This is a genomic window from Fictibacillus nanhaiensis (assembly GCF_042686385.1).
Lineage (GTDB): Bacteria > Bacillota > Bacilli > Bacillales > Fictibacillaceae > Fictibacillus > Fictibacillus nanhaiensis.
Window position 1 is genome coordinate 1,623,101 of sequence record NZ_JBHUPF010000006.1, and the last position, 23,586, is coordinate 1,646,686.

The following is a 23,586-nucleotide window of genomic DNA, read 5'->3' on the forward strand; positions in this document are numbered from 1 at the left end:
ACCGAAAGTTCAATAAATTACTTTTCTAATTTTTGAGGAGGTCACGAACATGACAGACGAAATGAGCACAAGTTTAACAAATGCTTCTATGGCTGAAAAAGGTGAAATCGTTAAAGGTACTGTACTAAAAGTGGAAGACAAGCACGCGTTAGTGGATATCAGCGCTAAGCAAGACGCGTTTTTACCGATTAATGAAGTTTCAAGTCTTTTCATTGAAAAGGTAAGTGACGTGTTGAATGAAGGCGATCAGATCACGGTAAAAGTACTTTCTCATACAGAGGACAAGCTTCTTGTTTCTAAAAAAGCCGTAGACACTGAAAAATCATGGAGCGAACTAGAAGAAAAATTCGATTCTAAAGAAACGTTTGAAGTCGTGGTTCACGATGTTGTAAAAGGTGGACTAGTGGTAGACCTAGGCGTTCGAGCGTTCATTCCAGCTTCTATGGTCGAGTCTCACTTTGTTGAAGATTTTTCTGATTATAAAGGAAAATCACTTTCTGTTAAAATCGTAGAGCTAGATGCAGAGAAAGGTCGCGTTATCTTATCCCACCGTGCAGTGACAGAAGAAGCTGCGGTAGCAAAGAAACAAGAGATCTTAGATCGTCTAGCACCAGGCGAGATCATTGAAGGGAAAGTACAGCGTTTAACAGACTTTGGTGCTTTTGTAGATATCGGTGGTGTGGATGGATTAGTCCATGTTTCTCAGCTTTCACATAATCGTGTGGATAATCCTTCAGAGGTCCTTAGTGAAGGTCAGACAGTAAAAGTAAAAGTTTTATCGGTTGATCGCGATAATGACAGAATTTCCTTGTCGATCAAAGAAACACAACCAGGACCTTGGGAAGAAGCGAGTTCTTCCATTCAAGCTGGAAGTGTCATTGAAGGTACGGTGAAGCGTATCGTAACGTTCGGTGCATTTGTAGAAGTTGCACCAGGGATCGAAGGCTTAGTTCACATTTCTGAGTTAGCGAACCGCCATATCGGAAACCCGAGTGAGGTTGTAAAAGAAGGTCAGCAAGTTTCTGTTAAAGTTCTTGAAGTGAACAGTCAAGATAAGCGTATGAGCTTGAGCATGAAAGCAGTTCAAGATGAAAAGGAAAAAGCGAACCTGAAAGAGAACCTTCCTAAGGAAGAAAAAGGCTTCTCATTAGCTGATATGATTGGTGATCAACTAAAAGGTTATAAATAATATTCGACTTATTGCAGCTCTTGATGATTTCATCGAGAGCTTTTTTTCTTGCGGTTAGAAGAGGTCATCATGTGGCAATAATGCTATCGAGGTGACTAAAGATGAACGATGGCATACTTTTTTATTGGTTCATGTGGATGGGCTGGATTGTTTCAACCTTTCTTATGAAAAAGGGACAATTCAGAAATCAATGTGTTTTTATGATGCTTATAGGAATTATATTGTCTGGTGTCAACATCAAACTTTCAATAGGAATCATGAATGCTGCATGTGTGTTCTTCTTATTGATGGGTTTCATTCATGTGATCAAAAATAGTCATCAGCTCTTTTTTTTCGTTACTAGCAGTTTTATAGTGGCAACCTCTTATGTATCGATCGAACTATTTGCTCTATACGATCCCGTAAAATTGTTTGTGAACAAGAAGATCATGATTCTCGTAATCCTGACTATTTTGGCCATTACGTTAGCAAGAAGTAAAAAAGATCTCTTCAGTTTGATCGCCATCGGTCTTTTTATTGGCGATGTGGCTTATCAGTTCATCATTCTTAGACTCGTTGGCCGAATTGAGATAGGGTCTCTATATGTGATGGATTTGTTTGCGGCAACTTCTATGATGCTCTTATTTATGGTAGTATTGGTAGATATGTTCAAAAAAATAAGACGAACGACTTTAAAAAGGGTTACTTCAGCAAAACAGATTTAGTAGAGAATCAGTTGTCTAAACCATAAGTAATTTGCTAAAATAAGTGGACTTGTCTAATTACAAGAAAATGATAGAACATATAAAAAAAGAAAATTTGATGATTGACTTGATCAGGAAAAAAGGGAAGTGTCTGCATGACGAAACCAGTTTTAGCCATAGTAGGAAGACCGAACGTAGGAAAATCTACTATTTTTAACAGAATTGCCGGAGATCGTATCTCGATCGTAGAAGATATGCCAGGTGTAACGCGTGACCGTATCTATAGCTCTGCTGAGTGGTTGAACACAGAATTCAACTTGATCGACACGGGTGGTATCGAGATCAGTGATGCACCATTTATGAGTCAGATGAAAGAACAAGCAGAACTTGCGATTGAAGAAGCGGATGTTATCCTATTCCTCGTAGACGGAATGAATGGGATTACAGCCGCTGATGAAGAAGTAGCAAAGATGCTGTTCCGATCTAAAAAACCCGTCGTTTTAGGTGTAAACAAGATCGATAATCCGGAACGTAAAGAGTTGTTATATGAGTTCTACAGCTTAGGAATGGGAGAGCCGATCGGTGTATCAGGTACACATGGAATCGGTCTTGGAGATCTTTTAGATCAAGTAGTAAGCCATTTCCCTGAAACAGTCGTTGAGGAGAAAGAAGACGATACGATCTACTTCTCTTTGATCGGACGACCGAACGTAGGAAAATCTTCTCTTGTAAATGCCATCTTAGGTAAAAAACGAGTTATTGTAAGCAATATTGCTGGAACAACGAGAGATGCGATCGATTCCAGTTTTGAGCGTGAAGATCAGAAGTATGTGATCATTGATACGGCTGGTATGAGAAAGCGCGGAAAAGTATATGAGACGACTGAGAAATATAGCGTAATGCGTGCGATGAAAGCGATCGAACGCTCCGACGTTGTCCTTATGGTCATCGACGCTGAAGAAGGAATCATCGAACAAGATAAGAAAGTCGCTGGTTTTGCACACGAAGCTGGTAAAGCGGTAGTCATCGTCGTAAACAAATGGGATGCTGTTGAAAAAGATGATAAGACGATGCAAAAGTTTGAACAGAAGATTCGTGATCATTTCTTGTATCTTTCTTATGCACCGATCGTTTTCGTATCAGCAAAAACGAAACAGCGTCTTCATCAGTTGTATCCAGTTATCAATCAAGTGGCTGAGAACCATTCACTTCGCGTTCAAACAAACATCTTGAATGAAGTGATCATGGATGCTGTTGCGATGAACCCAGCACCAATGGATAACGGAAAGAGACTGAAGATCAACTATGCGACGCAAGTGGCTTCAAAGCCACCAACGTTCGTAATCTTTGTGAATGATCCTGAGCTTTTCCACTTCTCTTATAAACGTTTTCTGGAGAACCGTATTCGTGAAACGTTTGGATTTGTTGGGACGCCTATTAAGATCTTTGCTAGAAAGAAAAACGACTAATCTTCCATGAAGACGATTGTACTCTTCGTTATTTCTTACTTGATCGGAAGTATTAGTTTCAGTTATCTGCTGACTAAAGTATTGAGAAATGAAGACATAAGAAATCATGGAAGTGGTAACGCCGGTGCTACGAATACGCTAAGAGTGTTAGGAAAAAAACCGGCAATCGCCGTACTGCTCTTAGACTGTTTTAAGGGGATCTTCGTTGTTTGGATAGCTTTATGGATCACGAATTCTCCCTTTATCGCAGTACTGTGTGGTCTGATTGCCGTAATCGGGCACAACTATCCAGTCTTTTATGGATTCAAAGGCGGGAAAGGTGTTGCTACAGCGATCGGTGTTTTTGCTGCGAGTGCTTTTTTACCCTCACTCATAGCAGGTGTTATCGCAATCATAACCATATGGGTATCCAGATTTGTTTCATTAGGTTCTATTGTTTTTTTAATTCTTACTCCGTTTTTCATGTTGTACCAATTTAATCTGTCACTAGAAGCAGTATCAGCAAGCTTTCTTCTTTCAATGGTTTCAATTTGGAAGCATCGTGGAAATATAGCAAGGATCTGGAGTGGGAATGAACGTAAAATTTAATAGTGGAGTGTGACATGTATGGATAAAGTTGCTGTTTTAGGTGCTGGAAGCTGGGGTACTGCTCTTGCCATCGTTTTGGCTGATAACGGTCATCACGTTTCCTTGTGGGGTCGTAGAGAGGATCAGGTCAATGAGATCAACAACCATCATAAGAATGAAAAATATTTGCCTGGCGTTGAACTCCCTGCAAACATACAAGCAACAACTCAGTTGAGCGAATGTGTGAAAGAAGCGGAAACGATCGTGCTCGTCACCCCTACAAAAGCGATGAGAGAAGTACTCGGACAAGTAAAGAACGAATTGAACGCTCCTGTTACAATCGTTCATGCTTCTAAAGGCATCGAACCTGGTACATATAAACGCATTTCTGAAATCATTGAAGAAGAACTTCCTGAGACTGTTCTGGATTCTGTGGTTGTGCTCTCAGGACCAAGTCATGCGGAAGAGGTGTCTTTAAGACAGCCCACAACCGTTACGGTTTCTTCTGTAAATATGAAGGCTGCTGAAAACGTACAAGATCTTTTTATAAACCAAAATTTCCGTGTCTACACGAATCCTGATGTTGTCGGAGTTGAGCTTGGTGGTGCATTAAAAAACATCATCGCACTAGGCGCTGGACTTTCTGATGGACTAGGCTATGGAGATAACGCGAAGGCAGCCTTAATAACAAGAGGTCTCGCTGAGATCGCTCGACTTGGTACACATATGGGCGCGAACCCATTAACTTTCTCTGGTCTGACTGGAATTGGGGATTTAATCGTAACATGTACGAGTGTTCATAGCCGTAACTGGCGCGCTGGTAACATGCTTGGTAAAGGCATGAAACTTGAAGATGTTCTTGAGAATATGGGCATGGTCGTTGAAGGGGTCAGAACGACTCAAGCAGCGTACGAATTGAGTAAACGAGAAGAAGTGGAAATGCCGATCACACAAGTGTTATATGATGTATTGTTCAATGGCAAGGGTGCAAAACAAGCTGTTGACGATCTGATGCAGCGTTCTCGTACACATGAAGTGGAAGATGTATCTTCTTTAAAAAGTTAGTAAACACACATAGGCGAATGTCTAAAAAAAATTAGGCAATCGCCTTTTTTTCTTTCACGCTTCCAATCTCCCTGCATACGATAAGGTGAAAAGGAAGTGGGAGGAGGACTTCAGGTGGAACGTGAACAACACTTTTTTGATAAGATCGAGAAGAAAACAAGTGTAAAAAAAGATGATATTTTTAAACTTGCTCAATCCGTAAGCGGGTCAAATCTTCGTGACGAGCGCACGATTCGTATGCTGATTTCCCAAGTATCTTCAATGGCGGGAGTAGCAGTTTCAAAGCAAAAAGAAGATCAGATCGTTCAAGCTGTTCTTAACAATAACATCCCTCTTGACTTAGCAACATTATCTAAAATGTTTGAAGGTAAGTAGGCTCATTTTATAAAATTGATTAAAGTGGATAAAGCACCTAAATCATGGAAGTGTTCCTTGAGTACAGGAAGTATTTAGTCGAACACCCGGTCATGCCCGGGTGTTTTTTTGTTTGGTTTTTAATAAGTCGTGAAGATGTCATTCATGTTTCCTTCTTCTTAAAAAAGTTTATAATCATACAACATTCCTAATTCCGAAAAAATAAAGGAAATACCAAGAATTATGCTATAATGTACGCTGTGGACAAGGAGGATACATATGAGTGAAGGTTTGTTAAAAATGTGGGTGGCATTATCAGCCATCGGTTTAATGTTTGTTGCTGTTTTCTCTATCATGTTTAGTCGAGCGAAATTATCTGGTATTTTTCAGACGATCGTTTCACTGTTCGCCTGGATCTGCATGATCGTTGCAGGTATTCTAATCGTTATCGTTGTGTTCAGCGGACCTGTGCAAGGGTAAAGGAGGAACTCTATATGTCTAAAAAATGGTGGATTCCTTTATGTTTACTTTTATTTACACTTTCAGGATGTTTGTATCCGGAAGAAAGAAAAACACAGAATCGAGTTCCGTATCAAGACCAGATTACTGCGGTTCAGCAAGCCGTTGAGAGCTTTCAAAAAGATACGGGTGTTCTGCCCATCAAAACAAAAGAGGCAGATACAGATATCTATCAAAAATACTTGATCGATTTTAGTAAACTAGTTCCAAAATATATGCAAGAACCTCCAGGTAATGCTTTTGAAAAGGGTGGAACCTTTCAATACGTATTGATCGATGTAGAGACAAAGCCGACTGTAAAGCTTGCAGACCTGGTTTTAACGGACAAGGTTCAGGATATACAGGTTGCTTTAAATATCTATATGGCAGAGAACGACTACCCGCCATTTAAAAAGATAGAAGCACAAGGCAGGCATAGCCTTGATTTTAAGAAGTTAGGTTTTAAAGAAGATCCGTACGTCACAAGTCCTTTTACAGGCAAGAAACTGCCGTTGATGGTCAATGGTGATGCAAAGATTTTTATAGATTACAGAAAGGATCTAAATGCAGCGATCACAAGCTACCAGGACGAATTAGATAAACACGAAGACATACGCCACTTGTTAGCGCTTCATTCGTTTTTTGTGCCTGTCTATTCCGTTCCTTATACAGTTGAAAATAATAAACCTATTTTTTTAATAAAATAGGCATGAACTCTCCCTTTTTCTAATACATTCATAGAAAAGGCGGAGAGATTTTTTTTGGAAATCCTTTTAACGAAACAAGCTTTATAGTTTCATCGGTAGGCACTCTAGTGCGCCCTCCCGTTTTTATGGAACTATACAACCGAGAAAAGCGAGGATCCAATAAAAATTTCCGTTCCTTTGTCATAATCGATTGGACAAAATCATACGATGTATTGTCCAAGACTAGCATCCGGAACTTTATTTGGATCGGGAGGGAAACGAATGGAGAAAATCGATATTTTCAAAGATATCGCCGAACGGACAGGCGGAGATATCTACTTGGGTGTAGTAGGAGCAGTAAGAACAGGGAAGTCCACATTTATTAAGAAATTTATGGAGCTTGTGGTGCTGCCGAACATTGATAATGAAGCAGAACGCCAACGTGCTCAAGATGAATTACCGCAGAGTGCAGCTGGACGCACCATTATGACCACTGAGCCCAAATTTGTTCCAAACAATGCGGTGAAGATCAATGTAGGTGATGGGCTAGATGTTAACATACGTCTCGTTGATTCAGTCGGTTATGCGGTGCCGAGTGCAAAAGGGTACGAAGATGAAAACGGCCCGAGAATGATTCACACGCCATGGTATGATGAGCCGATTCCGTTTCATGAGGCGGCTGAGATCGGTACTCGTAAAGTGATTCAAGAACACTCCACACTTGGTGTAGTCGTAACGACGGATGGAACGATCGGTGAGATTCCTAGATACGATTATGTGGAATCTGAAGAACGAGTGGTTGAAGAGCTGAAAGAAGTTGGAAAGCCGTTTATCATGCTGATCAACTCTACGCAGCCGCACCACCCAGATACGCAAAGACTTCGCAATGAGCTTTGTGAAAAATACGATATCCCTGTACTCGCGATGAGTGTTGAAGCGATGACGGAGCATGACATTAACAACGTGTTAAGAGAAGCGTTATACGAGTTTCCGGTGCTTGAGGTTAATGTAAACCTTCCTAGCTGGGTGATGGTCCTTCGTGAGAACCATTGGCTGCGTGAAAGCTATGAAGAAGCAGTAAGAGAAACGGTTCAAGACATCAAACGTTTACGTGATGTGGATAAAGTTGTAGGGTTCTTCGCGGATTATGATTTTATCGATGACGCAAGACTCGCAGGAATTGAAATGGGGCAAGGGATCGCTGAGATCGATTTGTTCGCACCAGATTACTTGTATGATCAGATCCTAAAAGAAGTGGTGGGCGTAGAGATTCGAGGAAAGGACCACTTGCTTCAGCTGATGCAAGAATTTGCTTACGCTAAGACGGAATATGATCAAGTGGCAGACGCTCTTCGAATGGTGAAGCAAACGGGTTATGGAATCGCTGCACCAGCCATTACCGATATGAGCCTGGATGAGCCAGAGATCATCCGTCAAGGATCTCGATTCGGTGTAAGACTGAAGGCGATCGCACCTTCCATTCATATGATTAAAGTCGATGTAGAATCAGAGTTTGCTCCGATTATCGGTACGGAGAAACAAAGTGAAGAGATGTTAAGGTACTTGATGCAAGACTTTGAAGAAGATCCGCTATCAATCTGGAATTCTGATATCTTTGGAAGATCGCTAAACTCTATCGTAAGAGAAGGTATCCAAGGAAAGATTTCATTGATGCCAGAGAATGCAAGATATAAATTAAAAGAGACATTAGAACGTATTATAAATGAAGGTTCAGGCGGTTTGATTGCCATTATTTTATAACTTAGGGACTCCTATAAACAGGAGTCTTTTTTTTTTTTACTAGAACAAATGACCTGTGTTAAGGGAGTGACTTTATTACCTCGAGGAGGAAGATTTTTTGTAAAAAAAGGTCAAAAAATAAGGAATTTTAAGGGTTGAATAGCGAAAAACGCCTAAAAAAGATTGAATTTCTCAATGTAATCGTATAATATAAGGCTTGTCACAGATATAATTAGTAAAATCTTGTATATTACATAAATGAACAAAACATGATTCAAAAGCTGATGTAAGGTGAATAGAATAGTACCTTGAGAGGAGGTGAATGGAATGAACAAGACTGATCTAATCAATGCAGTATCTGAGCAAGCTGAGCTTTCTAAGAAAGATGCATCTAAAGCAGTTGACGCTGTTTTCGAAGCAATCACTGGTACACTACAAAGCGGTGATAAGGTTCAACTTATCGGATTTGGTAACTTTGAGGTTCGTGAGCGTGCAGCTCGTAAAGGCCGCAACCCGCAAACTGGTCAAGAGATCGAAATCTCTGCTAGCAAAGTTCCTGCTTTCAAACCAGGGAAAGCCCTTAAGGACGCTGTTAAATAAATGATACATAGGGCAACTTAAAAAGACCGTGAATTTTTCACGGTCTTTTTTATATGAAATTGAAGATGGAAACGATATATCGGCAAGAATGAGATTATATCGGCAAGAATGAGATTATATCGGCAAGATTTTAATTTTATCGGCAAGAATTTGAATATATCGGCAACAATCAAAATATATCGGCAAAAATCCGATTTTATCGGCAACTCAACTCATGTAAATACTCGCTACATCCACTCCTCACACGGCGTAAGGGTTTTCTCTTTTTGCTATTCTCTCTTCATTATGCTAAAATTTTTCTATTGTGTGAATGGAATTGGAGGACAACCGGCGTGGCAGAAGTTCAAAAAGAAAAAATTGAGTTAGCTGTAAAAATGATATTAGAAGCGATAGGTGAAGACCCTGAACGAGAGGGTTTAATAGATACACCAAAACGAGTTGCAAAAATGTATGAAGAAGTATTCCAAGGATTAAACCAAGATCCGAAAGAGCACTTTGCTACTATTTTTGGAGAAGATCATGAAGAGTTAGTGCTTGTAAAAGACATTCCTTTCTATTCAATGTGTGAGCATCATCTCGTACCTTTCTTCGGAAAAGCGCATATCGGATACATACCTAAAGGTGGGAAAGTAACAGGATTAAGCAAGCTTGCGAGAGCTGTGGAAGCTGTTACAAAACGACCTCAACTTCAAGAAAGAATCACTTCAACGATTGCGAACAGCTTGCTAGAGACTCTCGAACCTCATGGTGTAATCGTTGTGATCGAAGCAGAGCATATGTGCATGACGATGCGTGGTGTGAAAAAACCGGGCTCTATGACGGTTACTTCAGCAGTTCGTGGCGTTTTTGAAAAAGATCCTGCGGCTCGTGCAGAAGTACTAAGTTTAATCAAAAACTAAGGAGGTAACTTCATGAAATCAGAATTAGATTTTTTCGTGATCAAAGCGAAAGAGAACGGTGTAAACGTGATCGGCTTAACGCGTGGAACTGAAACAAGATTTCACCATTCTGAAAAGCTTGATAAAGGTGAAGTGATGATCGCTCAGTTCACTGAGCATACTTCAGCTGTAAAAGTTAGAGGAAAAGCAGTGATCTACACGAAACACGGAGAAGTAGATACAGAATCATAAAGATAACTTTCGGCGGTACACGTGCCAAAAAGCTGGGCTAAAGATAAGCCTAGTTTTCTTTATGTCTTTAAAAGAGGTTGAATCCTAATAATTTTGGCGACTATGTTATAATAAGAAAGCACAATTTTGCTGTGTCATTGGAGGGATTTGATGAACACCATGGAACAAATTCAACGTTTAAAACAGCATACACTTTTATTGATGCAGCACGGTTATGTGGATCGATTTCTTCAACCTCCAATCTTTAATGAATCCAAAGTATTCATCACGTATTGTCTGCTGCGTGAACTTGAATTAGATGAAGCTGTAGAAGCCGAGTATTTTAGTTCGATTACGCTCATTCAGTCTGCATTGGACCGTCATGATGACATTCTAGAAGAGCGAATTAACGAGAACAAAAAGAACCGTCAGCTTGTCGTATTGTCAGGCGATTATTTTAGCAGTCTGTACTACTTACTTTTATCTCACTGTGAAAATCTAGATCTGGTCTCAAAGTTATCGAGTGCGGTTCAGGAAATTAACGAATTGAAGGCAGATCTACATAGTCAGAATAAGGACAAGTTTTCAACCACGAACGTGGAATATTTAAAAGCCGTGCAAAAGATAGATAGTTTATTATTAACAAAAGCTGCTGAATCGTTTGGTCTCTATACATATATTCCGTTTATTGAGAGATACCTACTTGTGTCAAGGTATCATAGTCTTGATACGAGAAGACGATTAAGTGAAGAACAGTTGAACTACCTCAAGACTTGCGAGACGGAACTTAAGAACAAAGAAGTTGAAATGCCATTGTTGTTTCATAGAGAAGGATACAATATGGTAGATGCTAACAAAAATGACTTAATGTTAGGAGAGGGTTAATCCGATGTTGAGTAAAGAAGAACGGGTTCACTCTGTATTTGAAAAGATTTCAGATCAGTATGATTACATGAACGATCTGATCTCATTTAAACAGCATAGTAAATGGCGTAAAGATACGATGAAAAGAATGAAAGTACAACCTGGAAATCAATGTTTAGATGTTTGTTGTGGAACAGGTGAATGGACGTTCGCTCTTGCTGAAGAAGTTGGTACTGAAGGAAAAGTAGTCGGCCTAGATTTTAGCCAGAACATGCTTAATGTTGGGATCGAAAAGCTAAAAAAACGCCGAACTCCTGGAGTCACCTTCATCCATGGCAACGCGATGGAACTTCCGTTCGAAGATAACAGTTTTGATTTCGTTACGATCGGTTTTGGGCTTAGAAACGTTCCCGATTATCTTCAGACGCTGAAAGAGATGGCACGCGTTGTGAAGCCAGGTGGTAGAGTCGTGTGTCTAGAGACTTCGCATCCTACGGTTCCGGTGTTCAAGCAGCTCTTTAAGTTTTATTTTACGTATATCATGCCAGTATTCGGTAAATTATTCGCAAAAAGTTACCAAGAATACGCATGGCTTCAAGAATCAACAGAAGCTTTTTTAACAAAAGAAGAACTGAAAGAACTTTTCAAACAAGCAGGTTTGTCTAACGTTGAAGTTAAATCGTATGCTTTAGGTGCTGCGGCCATGCATACAGGGAAAAAACAGCAATAGAAGAGAGCGTTGCAGTGTGTGGAATAAAATTAAAATAATTTTAGAAATGATAAAGTTTGAACATACCATCTTTGCTCTACCCTTTGCATTTCTTGGAGCGATCATGGGAAACCTCGTGGAAGAGGGGACAGTTCCATCCTTAATGGAATGGATTTGGATCACACTCGCTATGGTAGGCGCACGAAGTTCTGCTATGGCCTTAAACCGTGCGATAGATTCAGAGATTGATGGAAGAAATCCTAGAACGAAAACAAGAGCGATACCAGCTAAGCTTTTAAAAATGGGCGAAGTATACCTTTTTATTCTCGTCTCACTAGCTTTATTGTTCGTTAGTGCTTACCAACTAAATGCACTTTCCGTAAAGCTTTTGCCGCTTGCGGTCTTTTTTCTTGTTATCTATTCTTATACGAAGCGTTTTACGTATTTGTGTCATATCGTCTTAGGGGTGACGATTGCCATCGCACCACTCGGCGGTTGGGTTGGAGCGACCGGAACATTAAGTTCTGAAGCCTTTTTGCTATTTATTGGTGTTTTGTTTTGGACAGCAGGTTTTGATGTGATCTATGCAACACAAGATGCTGAATATGATAAGTCACATGGTCTGTACTCTATTCCATCTTCATTTGGTATCGCAAACGGATTGATGACTGCTAGATGGCTGCATGTTGCTAGTTTCATAGCTTTTGTCTCGCTTGGCGTTGTATCAGGAATGGGCTGGATCTATTATTTAGGTGTGTTCATATCTGGTGCGATCATGGTCTATGAGCATTCACTTGTTAAGCCTCATGATCTGTCTAAACTGGATGTGGCCTTCTTTACGATGAACGGTGTTTTGAGTGTGGTCATGTTTATCTTTTCAGTAGGAGATTTGTTGATATGAAAACTTTTACAATCGGAATAACAGGAGCGAGTGGAGCTGTTTACGGCGTAAGACTTGCTCAAGAGATCTTAAAAAGTGGACACAAACTACATCTTGTTGTAACAGAAGCAGGTTGGCAAGTGTTCAGAGAAGAATTATTGTGGAATACAGAGGACCGTGAACGCTGTATAGAAGAGAACTTTGCTTCATTCGGTAAAGATCGTTTTCATTATCACACGCTTCGTGATTTCAATGCACCGATCGCAAGCGGGTCGTATCAGAACGACGGAATGGTCATTATTCCTTGTTCAATGGGAACCCTTTCTGGGATTGCGCATGGTGCTTCAGGAAACCTGTTAGAACGTACAGCAGATGTTATGCTGAAAGAAAGCAGAAAACTAATCTTAGTACCAAGAGAAACACCACTTCATAAGATTCATCTTGAGAACATGTTAAAAGTAACTGAAGCAGGAGGAAAGATTGTCCCTGCGATGCCTGGTTTTTATCACCTGCCAAAATCAATGGACGATCTTGTGAACTTCTTGGTAGGTAAAGTGTTAGATAACTTAGGTGTACATCACGAATTGTTTACACGCTGGGGAGACTGATAGATTATGAACATCGGGGAAATCAGCTACACGAACATCATACCCCTTTATTTTTATTTAGATAGAGAAAGACTGATGGATCAAGGTGCGACGATCACACAAGCGGTTCCATCACGGGTAAACGCATTAATGGAGAAACAGCTAGTCGATATTGGAGGGATCTCTTCGTTTTCATACGGAAAGAACGCTGAGAATTACAGCTTAGTTCCAGACCTGTCCGTTTCTTCGTTCGGAAAAGTAAACTCTATCTTTTTGTTTTCAAAGTTTAAGATCGAAGAATTGGACGGTAAAAAAATCGCATTAACTTCTAGCTCAGAAACATCGGTCGCTCTATTGAAGATCATCTTAGATCGTTTTTATGGTGTAGAGGTTACGTACAAGACAGAAACACCCGATTTTGAAGCTATGTTAAACGCATATGATGCATGCCTCCTGATCGGAGACGATGCGATAAACGCATACCGAAAACGAGGCTCTTATCATGTATATGACCTGGGCGAGATCTGGTATCAACAGACAGGGCTACCGATGATTTTTGCTGTGATGGCGTATCGAAATGAACTGGAGACCGAGCAGGGTGCGTTGTTGTCTTATGTAGGAAGAAGTATGATAGAGAGCAAAGAGAGATGTCAAAGAGAAAATTTTGTTCCAGTCATCGAGCGAGTAATAACAGAACATGGGGGCACTTTTCAGTTCTGGAATTCTTATTTTAATGGATTAAATTATCAATTTAGTGGCGAACATGAAAAGGGACTCAACCTATATTTTCAGCTAGCTGTAGAGTGTGGATTGTTAAAAACAATGCCCTCTATCATTAAATATTCGTATAAGTAACGGGCGATAGGGTGAAACAAAAGTGAAGTTAAAGGACTTATACTCATTTCTAAAAAAAGATTTGCAGCAGATTGAAGATCAGCTCGTAGAATCCGTTCGTTCCGATCAGAAACAGATTCATACGGCAGGAGCTGAACTTTTAAAAGCAGGGGGAAAGAGAATCCGCCCTGTGTTTGTTCTGCTTTCCGCTCAGTTCGGTACATATAACATTCAACAAGTCAAAAAGCCGGCTGCAGCTCTTGAACTGATCCATATGGCCTCACTCGTTCATGATGATGTAGTGGATGATGCGGATATGAGACGCGGCAGAAAAACCGTAAAAGCTAAATACGATAACAAGATTGCCATGTATACAGGCGATTTTATTTTCGCATCCGCCTTAAAACTAATGTCTGAGATCGAAATTCCGCGTGCGCATCAGATTTTGGCACAGGGCATGAAAGAGATGTGTCTTGGGGAGATTGAACAGATCAACGAACAGTACGACACAGATCAAAACATTCGAAAATACTTTAAACGAATCAAACGAAAAACCGCACTTTTAATCGCGTTGAGCTGTCAGCTTGGAGCAATCACGTCAAAAGCAGATGTTTCTCTTCAAAAGAAGTTATATGATTTTGGTTTCTCAGTTGGAATGGCTTTTCAGATTACTGATGATATCTTAGACTTTACCGCTTCTGAAAAACAGCTCGGAAAACCAGCTGGAAGTGACCTGAAGCAAGGAAACTTAACATTGCCTGTGCTTTACACGATCTATCAGTATCCAGAGATGAAAGAGAAACTGGATGCTTATTATGAGTCAAAAGAGCCTGCACAACTTGCAGAACTGTTAAAAGATATCAAAGAGTTAGGCGGAATTGAATACGCTACGAAGATATCTGATAAATATTTGAAGCGCGCTAAACGAGCTGCCGAGTCTTTGCCAGAAACGGATGCCAGAGATAGTTTGTTAAAAGTAGCAGACTATATCGCTGGTCGAAAATTTTGAGTGATTGCTAATTTTTAAAATTTTTGGTACGATTTCTCTGGGGAACTTGTCCCACATATACATAGATGATAGGAGAGGGAATGCATGGAAAGAACGTTTTTAATGGTAAAACCTGATGGTGTCCAACGTGCGTTAATCGGAGAAATCGTATCCCGTTTTGAAAAGAAAGGTTTTCAACTTGTTGGTGCTAAACTGATGAACATTTCTGAGGATCTGGCTAAAGAACATTATGGTGAGCACAAAGAGCGCCCGTTCTTCGGCGAACTTGTTGATTTCATTACATCTGGACCAGTATTTGCTATGGTTTGGGAAGGTAAGGACGTTATTCTTACAGCTCGTAACATGATGGGCAAAACAAACCCAGCTGAAGCTGCTCCTGGTTCAATCCGTGGAGACTATGCTGTACAAGTAAGCAACAATATCATCCACGGTTCTGACTCTGCTGAAAGCGCTGTCCGTGAGATCGGTCTTTTCTTCAAAGAAGAAGAACTTGTTTCTTATGATAAAGCAGTAGCGGTTTGGATTTAATTTTACATGGAAATGAAAGCGTTTTAACCGGCCGCCGCGCCGGTTTTTTGTTTTTAAGAAGCAAGTGAATGAGATTGCGAAGAAAGAGTTGATGATAATGGATCTAATCGTTCAGAAGGGGAGCATCGGATATTGGGGCAGTACGTTAAAAATCTTAATTTAAGTATCAAAATTAGGGGTCTATAATACATTTACCAACCACTCTCACGGAGATTTCTAAAGTAATCCCACGAGTTTTAAGGATAATCCGGCGAGTTTTCGCCTTATATCAGCGAGTCGACATCTTAATAATGTTGCTCCGATAACGCAACAATTTTAATTCCGATCCGATATTATACATACATAGACTAAATTTGCTTAAACAGAGGAATTGGAGAGAGACATTTGGACCGGGACTACGAAAGCTTTAAACAGAGCATTTATGATCAAACAGGAATAGATCTTTCATTATATAAAGAAGCACAAATGAAGCGCAGACTCGTTGCACTTAGGGACAAACGAGCGTACGGCACGTTTGCAGACTATTTTCGTGCACTCACAAAGAATCCAGAAATGCTTCTTGAGTTTTTAGACCGCATGACAATTAACGTTTCTGAATTTTACCGAAATCCTGCACGATGGGATGTGCTTGAGAGAAAGATCATTCCTCTGTTAGTTGAAGACAGGTCATCATTAAAAGTATGGAGTGCGGCCTGCTCCACAGGAGAAGAGCCTTACAGCCTATCGATGTTGTTATCAGATTACAAAAAAGGGCTATCAAAATTTTCGATACTCGCAACAGACTTAGATCAACAAGTGTTAGAGCAAGCTAAAAAAGGGTTTTATTTCGAAAAAGCAATCAAAGATGTTCCCAATGATAAGAAAGCACGACATACAACAAAAGAGGAACTTGGTATAAGAGTTTCAGATTCTGTTAAAAAGCACGTGACCTTTAAAAAGCAAAACTTGCTTTCTGATCGTTTTGAATCCGATTTTGATCTGATCGTCTGCCGAAATGTGATGATCTATTTTACGGAGGAAGCAAAGACAGTCCTCTATCAAAAGTTTAGCAAAGCGCTTCGAATAGGTGGTGTTCTGTTCGTGGGAAGCACTGAACAGATCTTTAATCCTGGGTTATACAACTTAGAATCGGTAGAACCATTCTTTTATCGTAAAATTCGGTAAAAAGGTAGATCTGACCATTAAAGATGTTGACAGATTCACAACAATAGTTTAATGTAACTGATAAGTTTAGAGCACATGAAATGGTGCAAATTAGTTTAGAGTTTAGAGCATAGTTGAGACAAGTTGAGAGAGTTTGAGTGGAGCAGAGCCGAGAATGGATATGTACATATGCCATGCGGGTTATTTCTGCATGGCTTTTTTGTATGCTTCGTAAAGAAGTATGTACATGTTCCCTTATAGATCGACCTCTTATATCCCCCTCATTCTCCGTATAAAGCGGAGGTGCAGATATGATCCTATCCCATCCGATACCGCCTTGAACGTTTTTGATTGTAGACAAAACAACCAAAACGATTAAGGGGTGTTCATATGATTTCAAATATTATTCAAAAAATAATGAAACACGAAACATTAACAGAAAATGAAGCTTTTTATTTTATGGAGAAATTAGCCAGTGGTGATGTCACAGATGCTCAAGCAAGTTCTGTTTTAAGTATCATGAGCTTTCGGGGTGAGACGGTAGATGAGATTGTTGGTTTTGTTAAAGCGATCAGAAAGCTATCAAGAAATGCTGAATCTTCACAACACCATGATCTGATGGATACTTGCGGTACCGGTGGTGATGGAGCATCGACTTTTAACATCTCTACAGCGGTTAGTATCATACTCGCTTCTTTAGGAGTTAAGGTAGCCAAACACGGCAACAAAGCAGTCACTTCAAAAAGTGGAAGCTCTGATGTGCTAGAAGCTCTAGGTATTCAAGCGTCAAGTAACCACTTTGAAGCCAATTCGCAACTGAATAAACATGACATAGCATTCTTGCACGCACCATTTTTTCATCCGGCACTAAAAAAGGTTGCTTCGTTGAGGAGGCAACTCCCTTTTCGAACGATCTTCAATTGTATCGGGCCTTTGTTAAATCCCATGGCTCCGACGTATCAGTTGATCGGAGCAAGCAATGAGGAAGTTGCTGAAAAGCTCGCTGAAGTGATTAAGAAGCTCGGGATCAAACGAGCATTGATTGTTACGGGTAAAGATGGCCTGGATGAATGTTCGATCACAAGTGATACACGGATGTTTTTAGTTGAGAACAACACGGTTGTATCGTTTACCTACACACCTGAGGAAGCAGGATTAAACCGAGGAAATCTAAGTGAGTTAACTGTAAAGAACAAACAAGAAAGTGCTGAACTCATATGTTCCATCCTACAAGGTGCAGGAAATGAATCAGCTCGCAACATCGTCATCCTAAATGCAGCTGCAGCTCTGTTTGCGTCAAAAAGGGTCTCAAGTATTCGAGACGGCGTGGAGATCATCAAACAGTGTCTACAATCGAAATCCGCATATTATCATCTTGAAGAAATGACGAAAGAAGAGGCGAGTGCACATGTTAACTAAAATATTAAAACAAAAAGAAAAAGAAATAGCCGTTCTCCCTTCATTCAATAAAGGTGAGCTGGACTTTACCGATAAAGATCATCGACCTTTTGCTTATAAACTTGCAAACTCTATTAAAAGACCAGCGTTGATCGCTGAAGTGAAAAAAGCTTCACCATCAAAAGGAATCATCAAAGAAAATTTCAATCCTGTAGAGATCGCTGTTGAGTATGAAAAAGCTGGCGCATCTTGCTTATCCGTCTTAACGGACACCGAGTTCTTTCAAGGAGACCTTCAATATTTAAAAGATATTCGCAATCATGTCTCGCTGCCTCTTTTAAGGAAGGATTTCATCATAGATGAAAAGCAGATCATTGAGAGCGTTGAGAACGGAGCGGATGCGATTCTACTCATTGCAGCTTGCTTAACAAGTGAACGATTAGAGAAGCTTCATACACTAGCAACGGACTGTGGTTTAGAGTGCTTGGTCGAAGTTCATTCAGAACAAGAGATTAAGCAAGTTTACGACGTTTGCAATCCATCTATGATCGGGATAAACAACCGTGACCTTAAATCGTTCACAACAGATATCGAGCATACGTTTTCTCTTCTTCCATCTATTAAAAACGAAACACTTGTTATCAGTGAGAGTGGTATCAAAACAGCATCAGATGTTAAGAGTCTGTTCGATCATCATGTGAACGGCATGTTGATCGGAGAAACATTGATGCGAGCGGACTCTATCGAAAAGAAAATCAGAGAGCTTTATCATGACTGTTCAAATTAAATATTGTGGTTGTCAGTCCGAAGAAGACTACAAACTGCTCATCGAAACAAAAGCAGACCTGATCGGTTTTATCTTTGCGGAAAGTAGAAGAGAAGTTGATCCTAAGAATGTCAACCGCTGGATCGAGAAATACGGAAAACCAAAAAAGTTAGTAGGTGTATTTCAAAATGCAACTCTAGAAAAAATCAAGGAAGTTGTTAACACAGTACCCATTGATATCATCCAGTGTCACGGAACTGAATCAATTCATCAGCTTAAGGAAATAAGAGATCACTGCAACAAAAAAATCTATAAAGCACTTCCATTTAGTGAAAACATTATTAAAGAAATAGCGACATACGGCAAAGTATCAGATGCCCTTATCATTGACTCTGTATCTCAAGGGCAATTTGGTGGAACGGGGATTCCGTTTTCGTGGAAAGAAGTTCCGAATATGATGAGAAAGGCAGAACAGATAGGGATTACGTGTTTCATAGCTGGCGGAATCAAACCAGATAATGTTTCAGAACTAATGAGACTGCATCCACATGGAATCGACTTAAGTGGTGGTATCGAAGAAAACGGCAAAAAAAGTGTACAAAAAATAGAAACGCTTGAAAGGATGATCATGAGATGACTACAGCTACAGTACCTGATAATAGAGGAAGATATGGAGTGTTCGGCGGAAAATACGTTCCAGAAACGATCATGTTCGCACTCGAAGAGCTTGAGACGGCTTTTGATGAAGCGATCCAAGATCGAGAATTCAATGAGCTGTTTCAACGTGAACTAGCCATTTATTCTGGTCGTCCTACTCCATTAACGAAAGCAGATCGATTGAGTGAGTCGAATGGTGGAGCATCCATCTATTTAAAAAGGGAAGATTTGAACCACACAGGGGCACATAAGATCAACAATGCCATCGGTCAAGCACTTTTAGCTGTGAGGATGGGCAAGAAGAAGATCATCGCAGAGACCGGAGCAGGGCAGCATGGTGTAGCAGCAGCGACTGTAGCAGCGAAGTATGGACTGTCTTGTAAGGTATATATGGGAAAAGAAGATATAAGAAGACAAGCTTTAAATGTTTTTCGCATGAAACTGTTAGGAGCAGAAGTGATAGAGGTAACTAGTGGCAGCCAAACGTTAAAAGATGCTACGAATGAAGCGATCCGGGAATGGGTTGCTGCGGTCGAAGACACGTTCTATCTCATCGGATCAGCTGTAGGACCTTATCCATACCCGAAGATGGTCAAACAATTTCAGCAGGTGATCGGTTATGAAACAGAGAGTCAGTTTAAAGAGATTCAAAAAGGAAAGCTTCCAGATGCTGTTGTGGCTTGTGTTGGTGGTGGCAGTAATGCCATTGGCATGTTCGCACCGTTTATTGAAAAAGATGTACCACTGTACGGGGTAGAGGCAGCAGGTATGGGTGTAGAGACAGCTCATCATGCGGCAACGTTATCTAAAGGTTCGAATGGTGTGATTCACGGTTCGTTGACAAAGCTTCTTCAAACGAGCGAAGGACAGATTACAGAACCATACTCGATCTCAGCAGGACTCGATTATCCAGGAATAGGACCGGAACATGCCTACCTTCATGAAACAAAAAGAGTAACATATGAAGCCGTAACAGATGAAGAAGCATTACATGCATTGAAGCTTTTATGTGAGAACGAAGGTATTCTATGTGCGTTAGAGAGTGCACATGCCGTAGCTTATAGTCTGAAGCTTGCTAAAGAAATGCAAAAAGATCAACATATCGTCGTCTGTTTATCTGGAAGAGGCGACAAAGATGTTCATACACTGATGGAATTTGAAGAGGGGGGCGAGTAAAGATGAATAAGAGATGGGAAGTCTTTCAACATTCTTCAGATTATCGTTTCACTCCGTATATCATGGCTGGTGATCCATGTGAAGAAGCAACGATCGAACTGTCACTCGCTCTTGAACAGTGTGGAGCACACGCCCTCGAGCTGGGTGTTCCATACTCAGACCCTTTAGCTGATGGACCTGTTATTCAACGGGCAGGTATGAGAGGTTTGGCACAAAACATGAATCTTGAGAAAACCGTAAAGCTCGTTTCAAAGCTTCGAGAAAGAGGATTGAAGATTCCGGTAATTATCTTTACTTATTATAATCTTTTGTTACAATTAGGAGAAAATCGTTTCCTGAAGTTAGCAGAGGATAGCGGGGTTGACGGGGTTTTAGTCCCTGATCTACCGTATGAAGAAAGCGGATATCTACAAAAGATGTGTTCAGAGCACAACCTAGCTCTTATCTCGCTCGTTTCACCTACAACACGTGAAGAAAAGCTTGTAAGACTCAGTAGTGAGGCAGAAGGCTTTTTATATTGCATCTCATCGTTAGGTGTAACAGGCATCAGAAGTGAGTTTCGAGCAGGTTTGGACGATTTTCTAAAAGCCGCGAAACAAAACTGTCGCGTTCCTGTCTTAGTAGGGTTCGGACTGTCTACACGTGAACAGATCCAGCAGTTTGATGGCAGCAGCGATGGGTTTATCGTAGGCAGTGCGATCGTTAAAAAGATTGAGGAACTAGAGAGTGACCTGCTAACGAACAGAGAGGAAGCGATCAAAACGTTTAAATCGTATATTGAGTCATTACTGCCTGTCTATAGTCGTTAAAAAGGAGTGGGAAAATGCAGCCGAAACAGCAGTTGTTATCTTTAAAACCTTACAAACCAGGTAAACCAGTAGAAGAAGTGAAGCGTGAACTAGGTCTAGAGAAAATCGTAAAACTCGCTTCAAACGAGAACCCTTACGGATGTTCTGAGCTTGCAAAAGAGAAAATAAATGAGGAGTTATCACAGCTTCACGTATATCCAGACGGCTATTCAGCTGAACTTAGAGAGAAACTCTCCAACCAACTTCAAGTGAATCAAGAACAGATTATTTTCGGAAACGGATCCGATGAAGTCGTACAAATTCTTTGTCGAGCTTATCTTTCACCTGAAACCAATACCGTGATGGCAGCTCCTACTTTTCCACAATACAGGCATAACGCTGTCATTGAAGGAGCTGAAGTCAGAGAGGTTCAGCTGGTCGACGGCAATCACGATCTAGATGCTATGCTCGAGGTGATCGACCAAGATACGAGAATCGTCTGGCTCTGCAACCCGAACAACCCGACTGGAAACTATATTCCAGAGTCGGAGTTTGTAAACTTTATGGAAAAAGTTCCGTCTGATGTAGTCGTAGTGAGTGACGAAGCTTATTATGAATATGTATCAGCTGCTGATTATCCAAACACATTAGATTACTTGGATAAGTATCCGAATCTAGTGATCTTAAGAACGTTCTCAAAAGCTCATGGACTAGCTGCGCTTCGGATTGGTTATGGAGTAGCTCAGTCTTCTATCATCCAATCTATCGAACCTGCTAGAGAGCCTTTCAACACTTCCCGAATCGCTCAAGCTGCAGCGATCGGAGCATTGGAAGATGATACGTTTATTACAGAATGCAAAGAGAAGAACAGAAAAGGTCTTGAAATGTTTTATGCATTCTGTGATGAAAAAGAACTGTTGTACTATCCTTCTGAAGCAAACTTTATCTTGCTAGACGTTAAATCAGATGCTGACCAAGCGTTTGATTATCTTCTTCGTAAGGGATATATTGTCCGGTCGGGAAGTGCATTAGGCTTTCCTACTATGATTCGTGTTACGATCGGTGAAGAAGAACAGAACAAAGAGATCATCGAACACCTAGGGGCGTACATTGATTCTGTAGTAGAGAAAGTGAATAAATAAAATACCATCAACAATAGCCCGATTATTTTTATGATATCGGGCTATTTTCATAATTTTCAAAAAAGTGTTGCATTTTAAATAAGCTCTATTTATAATGAATGTAATATGGTTTCTCTCCACTCCTATCCATATTATACTTTCCTGACAGCGCTTACATGTCAGGACTTTTTTTGTCCTCATTTTTATTTTCTCTGAAATTTTTCTATCATAAAAGCCTCATCTCTATCATAACTTGTCTTATAGAGAAAAAAGGAGGCGAGCTATGCGATATATCATTGAGCGCCCGCTGCAATCGCTCGGTACAGACACTGTTCTATCTTATCTAGTAGACTCTCAAAAAATCTCCTATGTCTCACAGGGCCCTCTTAGAATGAATGTGATGAAGATGTGTATGCAAGGTGTAAAGATGATTCCTGGGCATATCAGTCCTCTAATGTCATTAAATAGATTGCCTATCGAAAAGGTACGACAGAATCTAAGTGAGAGAGTTAGAAATGGCACTACTACGCTGTTAACATCTGCTGAGATCAACTATTTACATGAAGCCGAAACAGAATTAAAGCGAACGAGGCATCTCTTAATATCAAGTTCAATAGACTATTGCATCGGTCTAAGCATGTCTCCAGAAAAGATCACACCACAGATGATGAGTTTTTGCCGAAAACAGAAAATTCCGTTCATCCAGTTGATCTGTAAAGATTTTGCTCAGTTAAAACATGTGATCTGGGAGAGAATAAGTGAAGCCAATTTCAGTTATGGTACCATAATCTTTCCAACCTTCCCATCGAGCGTAGATCAAAAGTTGAAAAATACGTGGCACAAAAAATGGAACGAGCTATCGATCAAACGTCAGATTCCAACACTTTTTCATGATTTTTGTGAATTCGCACCCATCTCGTTACCTAGTTTAAAAATGCTCGGTCTATATCCTGTAAAAGGCGGTCTTTTTCCAGGAAGCGATGCGGATTATTGCATCTACCGTACAGATGGACTGCGTGATGTTTTACAAGCGGTAATCGTTAGAGGCAGAATCGTCTTTACTCATCATGATAGAGAAAAACATCAAGGGTACGGAAAAGAAATTATCGTAGTAAAGCCCCGTCGTTTTGGAGAATCTCTCGTATCTCGTGTATAATAGGCACAAG

At 40.4% G+C, this 23,586-nt stretch carries 27 protein-coding genes; all 27 read left to right on the plus strand.

What is annotated here, in order from left to right; all coding sequences use genetic code 11:
- The first annotated feature begins 49 nt into the window (after positions 1-49).
- Positions 50-1,189 carry a 30S ribosomal protein S1 gene (gene rpsA / locus ACFS5O_RS11830; RefSeq protein ID WP_205726701.1) on the plus strand — a complete coding sequence of 380 codons (1,140 nt, stop codon included), beginning with the start codon at positions 50-52 and terminating at the stop codon, positions 1,187-1,189.
- A 101-nt stretch (positions 1,190-1,290) separates the two neighbouring features.
- On the plus strand, positions 1,291-1,893 hold the full coding sequence (locus tag ACFS5O_RS11835) for a YphA family membrane protein (protein ID WP_205726700.1): 603 nt from the start codon (positions 1,291-1,293) through the stop codon (positions 1,891-1,893).
- Positions 1,894-2,027: 134 nt separating this feature from the next.
- On the plus strand, positions 2,028-3,341 hold the full coding sequence (der, locus tag ACFS5O_RS11840) for a ribosome biogenesis GTPase Der (protein WP_205726699.1): 1,314 nt from the start codon (positions 2,028-2,030) through the stop codon (positions 3,339-3,341).
- Positions 3,342-3,347: 6 nt separating this feature from the next.
- Positions 3,348-3,929 carry a glycerol-3-phosphate 1-O-acyltransferase PlsY gene (gene plsY, locus ACFS5O_RS11845; protein ID WP_205726698.1) on the plus strand — a complete coding sequence of 194 codons (582 nt, stop codon included), beginning with the start codon at positions 3,348-3,350 and terminating at the stop codon, positions 3,927-3,929.
- 18 nt (positions 3,930-3,947) lie between these two features.
- On the plus strand, positions 3,948-4,973 hold the full coding sequence (locus ACFS5O_RS11850) for an NAD(P)H-dependent glycerol-3-phosphate dehydrogenase (RefSeq protein WP_205726697.1): 1,026 nt from the start codon (positions 3,948-3,950) through the stop codon (positions 4,971-4,973).
- 114 nt (positions 4,974-5,087) lie between these two features.
- Positions 5,088-5,348: a stage VI sporulation protein F gene (locus ACFS5O_RS11855; RefSeq protein ID WP_066395705.1), complete on the plus strand. Its 261-nt coding sequence runs from the start codon at positions 5,088-5,090 to the stop codon at positions 5,346-5,348.
- A gap of 258 nt (positions 5,349-5,606) precedes the next feature.
- Positions 5,607-5,807 (plus strand): DUF2768 domain-containing protein, encoded by a 201-nt coding sequence (locus ACFS5O_RS11860; RefSeq protein WP_066395702.1) that lies wholly within the window; start codon positions 5,607-5,609, stop codon positions 5,805-5,807.
- A gap of 14 nt (positions 5,808-5,821) precedes the next feature.
- Positions 5,822-6,532 carry a hypothetical protein gene (locus ACFS5O_RS11865; protein ID WP_205726696.1) on the plus strand — a complete coding sequence of 237 codons (711 nt, stop codon included), beginning with the start codon at positions 5,822-5,824 and terminating at the stop codon, positions 6,530-6,532.
- A 261-nt stretch (positions 6,533-6,793) separates the two neighbouring features.
- Positions 6,794-8,272 (plus strand): stage IV sporulation protein A, encoded by a 1,479-nt coding sequence (gene spoIVA, locus ACFS5O_RS11870; RefSeq protein WP_137789039.1) that lies wholly within the window; start codon positions 6,794-6,796, stop codon positions 8,270-8,272.
- 306 nt (positions 8,273-8,578) lie between these two features.
- Positions 8,579-8,851 carry an HU family DNA-binding protein gene (locus ACFS5O_RS11875; RefSeq protein ID WP_066241877.1) on the plus strand — a complete coding sequence of 91 codons (273 nt, stop codon included), beginning with the start codon at positions 8,579-8,581 and terminating at the stop codon, positions 8,849-8,851.
- Between the two features lie 332 nt (positions 8,852-9,183).
- Positions 9,184-9,750: a GTP cyclohydrolase I FolE gene (gene folE, locus ACFS5O_RS11880; RefSeq protein ID WP_066395691.1), complete on the plus strand. Its 567-nt coding sequence runs from the start codon at positions 9,184-9,186 to the stop codon at positions 9,748-9,750.
- Positions 9,751-9,762: 12 nt separating this feature from the next.
- Positions 9,763-9,981 carry a trp RNA-binding attenuation protein MtrB gene (gene mtrB, locus ACFS5O_RS11885; protein ID WP_198767636.1) on the plus strand — a complete coding sequence of 73 codons (219 nt, stop codon included), beginning with the start codon at positions 9,763-9,765 and terminating at the stop codon, positions 9,979-9,981.
- 150 nt (positions 9,982-10,131) lie between these two features.
- Positions 10,132-10,845: a heptaprenyl diphosphate synthase component 1 gene (locus ACFS5O_RS11890; protein WP_205726695.1), complete on the plus strand. Its 714-nt coding sequence runs from the start codon at positions 10,132-10,134 to the stop codon at positions 10,843-10,845.
- Positions 10,846-10,849: 4 nt separating this feature from the next.
- Positions 10,850-11,554, plus strand: a complete 705-nt coding sequence (locus ACFS5O_RS11895; protein ID WP_205726694.1) for a demethylmenaquinone methyltransferase — start codon at positions 10,850-10,852, stop codon at positions 11,552-11,554.
- A gap of 16 nt (positions 11,555-11,570) precedes the next feature.
- The gene (locus ACFS5O_RS11900) at positions 11,571-12,434 is read left to right on the plus strand and encodes a UbiA-like polyprenyltransferase (protein ID WP_205726693.1); all 864 of its coding nucleotides are present in this window, start codon (positions 11,571-11,573) and stop codon (positions 12,432-12,434) included.
- A complete protein-coding gene (locus tag ACFS5O_RS11905) occupies positions 12,431-13,021 on the plus strand; it encodes a UbiX family flavin prenyltransferase (protein ID WP_205726692.1) in 591 nt (196 codons plus the stop codon). Before ACFS5O_RS11900 ends, ACFS5O_RS11905 begins: the two co-directional genes overlap by 4 nt.
- A 6-nt stretch (positions 13,022-13,027) precedes the next feature.
- Complete coding sequence (locus ACFS5O_RS11910) at positions 13,028-13,855, plus strand: menaquinone biosynthetic enzyme MqnA/MqnD family protein (RefSeq protein ID WP_205726691.1); 828 nt, start codon at positions 13,028-13,030, stop codon at positions 13,853-13,855.
- 22 nt (positions 13,856-13,877) lie between these two features.
- Entirely contained in the window at positions 13,878-14,843 is a 966-nt protein-coding gene (gene hepT, locus ACFS5O_RS11915) for a heptaprenyl diphosphate synthase component II (RefSeq protein WP_205726690.1), read from the plus strand.
- 84 nt (positions 14,844-14,927) lie between these two features.
- On the plus strand, positions 14,928-15,371 hold the full coding sequence (ndk, locus tag ACFS5O_RS11920) for a nucleoside-diphosphate kinase (RefSeq protein WP_205726689.1): 444 nt from the start codon (positions 14,928-14,930) through the stop codon (positions 15,369-15,371).
- 384 nt (positions 15,372-15,755) lie between these two features.
- Positions 15,756-16,535, plus strand: a complete 780-nt coding sequence (locus tag ACFS5O_RS11925; protein WP_205726688.1) for a CheR family methyltransferase — start codon at positions 15,756-15,758, stop codon at positions 16,533-16,535.
- A 369-nt stretch (positions 16,536-16,904) separates the two neighbouring features.
- Entirely contained in the window at positions 16,905-17,933 is a 1,029-nt protein-coding gene (trpD, locus tag ACFS5O_RS11930) for an anthranilate phosphoribosyltransferase (RefSeq protein WP_205726687.1), read from the plus strand.
- Positions 17,923-18,699 carry an indole-3-glycerol phosphate synthase TrpC gene (trpC, locus tag ACFS5O_RS11935; RefSeq protein WP_205726686.1) on the plus strand — a complete coding sequence of 259 codons (777 nt, stop codon included), beginning with the start codon at positions 17,923-17,925 and terminating at the stop codon, positions 18,697-18,699. The genes trpD and trpC overlap by 11 nt, the downstream gene beginning before the upstream one ends.
- Positions 18,683-19,315 carry a phosphoribosylanthranilate isomerase gene (locus tag ACFS5O_RS11940; protein ID WP_205726685.1) on the plus strand — a complete coding sequence of 211 codons (633 nt, stop codon included), beginning with the start codon at positions 18,683-18,685 and terminating at the stop codon, positions 19,313-19,315. Before trpC ends, ACFS5O_RS11940 begins: the two co-directional genes overlap by 17 nt.
- On the plus strand, positions 19,312-20,511 hold the full coding sequence (gene trpB / locus ACFS5O_RS11945; protein WP_205726684.1) for a tryptophan synthase subunit beta: 1,200 nt from the start codon (positions 19,312-19,314) through the stop codon (positions 20,509-20,511). Before ACFS5O_RS11940 ends, trpB begins: the two co-directional genes overlap by 4 nt.
- A 2-nt stretch (positions 20,512-20,513) precedes the next feature.
- Positions 20,514-21,320 (plus strand): tryptophan synthase subunit alpha, encoded by an 807-nt coding sequence (trpA, locus tag ACFS5O_RS11950; RefSeq protein ID WP_205726683.1) that lies wholly within the window; start codon positions 20,514-20,516, stop codon positions 21,318-21,320.
- Between the two features lie 14 nt (positions 21,321-21,334).
- Positions 21,335-22,441 carry a histidinol-phosphate transaminase gene (hisC, locus tag ACFS5O_RS11955; protein ID WP_205726682.1) on the plus strand — a complete coding sequence of 369 codons (1,107 nt, stop codon included), beginning with the start codon at positions 21,335-21,337 and terminating at the stop codon, positions 22,439-22,441.
- A gap of 262 nt (positions 22,442-22,703) precedes the next feature.
- A complete protein-coding gene (locus ACFS5O_RS11960; protein ID WP_205726681.1) occupies positions 22,704-23,576 on the plus strand; it encodes a hypothetical protein in 873 nt (290 codons plus the stop codon).
- Positions 23,577-23,586 lie beyond the last annotated feature (10 nt).

Coding starts and splice junctions, on each gene's coding strand:
- rpsA (WP_205726701.1), top strand. CDS start 50: ATGACAGACGAAATGAGCACAAGTTTAACAAATGCTTCTATGGCTGAA.
- ACFS5O_RS11835 (WP_205726700.1), top strand. CDS start 1,291: ATGAACGATGGCATACTTTTTTATTGGTTCATGTGGATGGGCTGGATT.
- der (WP_205726699.1), top strand. CDS start 2,028: ATGACGAAACCAGTTTTAGCCATAGTAGGAAGACCGAACGTAGGAAAA.
- plsY (WP_205726698.1), top strand. CDS start 3,348: ATGAAGACGATTGTACTCTTCGTTATTTCTTACTTGATCGGAAGTATT.
- ACFS5O_RS11850 (WP_205726697.1), top strand. CDS start 3,948: ATGGATAAAGTTGCTGTTTTAGGTGCTGGAAGCTGGGGTACTGCTCTT.
- ACFS5O_RS11860 (WP_066395702.1), top strand. CDS start 5,607: ATGAGTGAAGGTTTGTTAAAAATGTGGGTGGCATTATCAGCCATCGGT.
- ACFS5O_RS11865 (WP_205726696.1), top strand. CDS start 5,822: ATGTCTAAAAAATGGTGGATTCCTTTATGTTTACTTTTATTTACACTT.
- spoIVA (WP_137789039.1), top strand. CDS start 6,794: ATGGAGAAAATCGATATTTTCAAAGATATCGCCGAACGGACAGGCGGA.
- ACFS5O_RS11875 (WP_066241877.1), top strand. CDS start 8,579: ATGAACAAGACTGATCTAATCAATGCAGTATCTGAGCAAGCTGAGCTT.
- mtrB (WP_198767636.1), top strand. CDS start 9,763: ATGAAATCAGAATTAGATTTTTTCGTGATCAAAGCGAAAGAGAACGGT.
- ACFS5O_RS11890 (WP_205726695.1), top strand. CDS start 10,132: ATGAACACCATGGAACAAATTCAACGTTTAAAACAGCATACACTTTTA.
- ACFS5O_RS11895 (WP_205726694.1), top strand. CDS start 10,850: ATGTTGAGTAAAGAAGAACGGGTTCACTCTGTATTTGAAAAGATTTCA.
- ACFS5O_RS11905 (WP_205726692.1), top strand. CDS start 12,431: ATGAAAACTTTTACAATCGGAATAACAGGAGCGAGTGGAGCTGTTTAC.
- ACFS5O_RS11910 (WP_205726691.1), top strand. CDS start 13,028: ATGAACATCGGGGAAATCAGCTACACGAACATCATACCCCTTTATTTT.
- ndk (WP_205726689.1), top strand. CDS start 14,928: ATGGAAAGAACGTTTTTAATGGTAAAACCTGATGGTGTCCAACGTGCG.
- trpD (WP_205726687.1), top strand. CDS start 16,905: ATGATTTCAAATATTATTCAAAAAATAATGAAACACGAAACATTAACA.
- trpC (WP_205726686.1), top strand. CDS start 17,923: ATGTTAACTAAAATATTAAAACAAAAAGAAAAAGAAATAGCCGTTCTC.
- ACFS5O_RS11940 (WP_205726685.1), top strand. CDS start 18,683: ATGACTGTTCAAATTAAATATTGTGGTTGTCAGTCCGAAGAAGACTAC.
- trpB (WP_205726684.1), top strand. CDS start 19,312: ATGACTACAGCTACAGTACCTGATAATAGAGGAAGATATGGAGTGTTC.
- trpA (WP_205726683.1), top strand. CDS start 20,514: ATGAATAAGAGATGGGAAGTCTTTCAACATTCTTCAGATTATCGTTTC.
- hisC (WP_205726682.1), top strand. CDS start 21,335: ATGCAGCCGAAACAGCAGTTGTTATCTTTAAAACCTTACAAACCAGGT.
- ACFS5O_RS11960 (WP_205726681.1), top strand. CDS start 22,704: ATGCGATATATCATTGAGCGCCCGCTGCAATCGCTCGGTACAGACACT.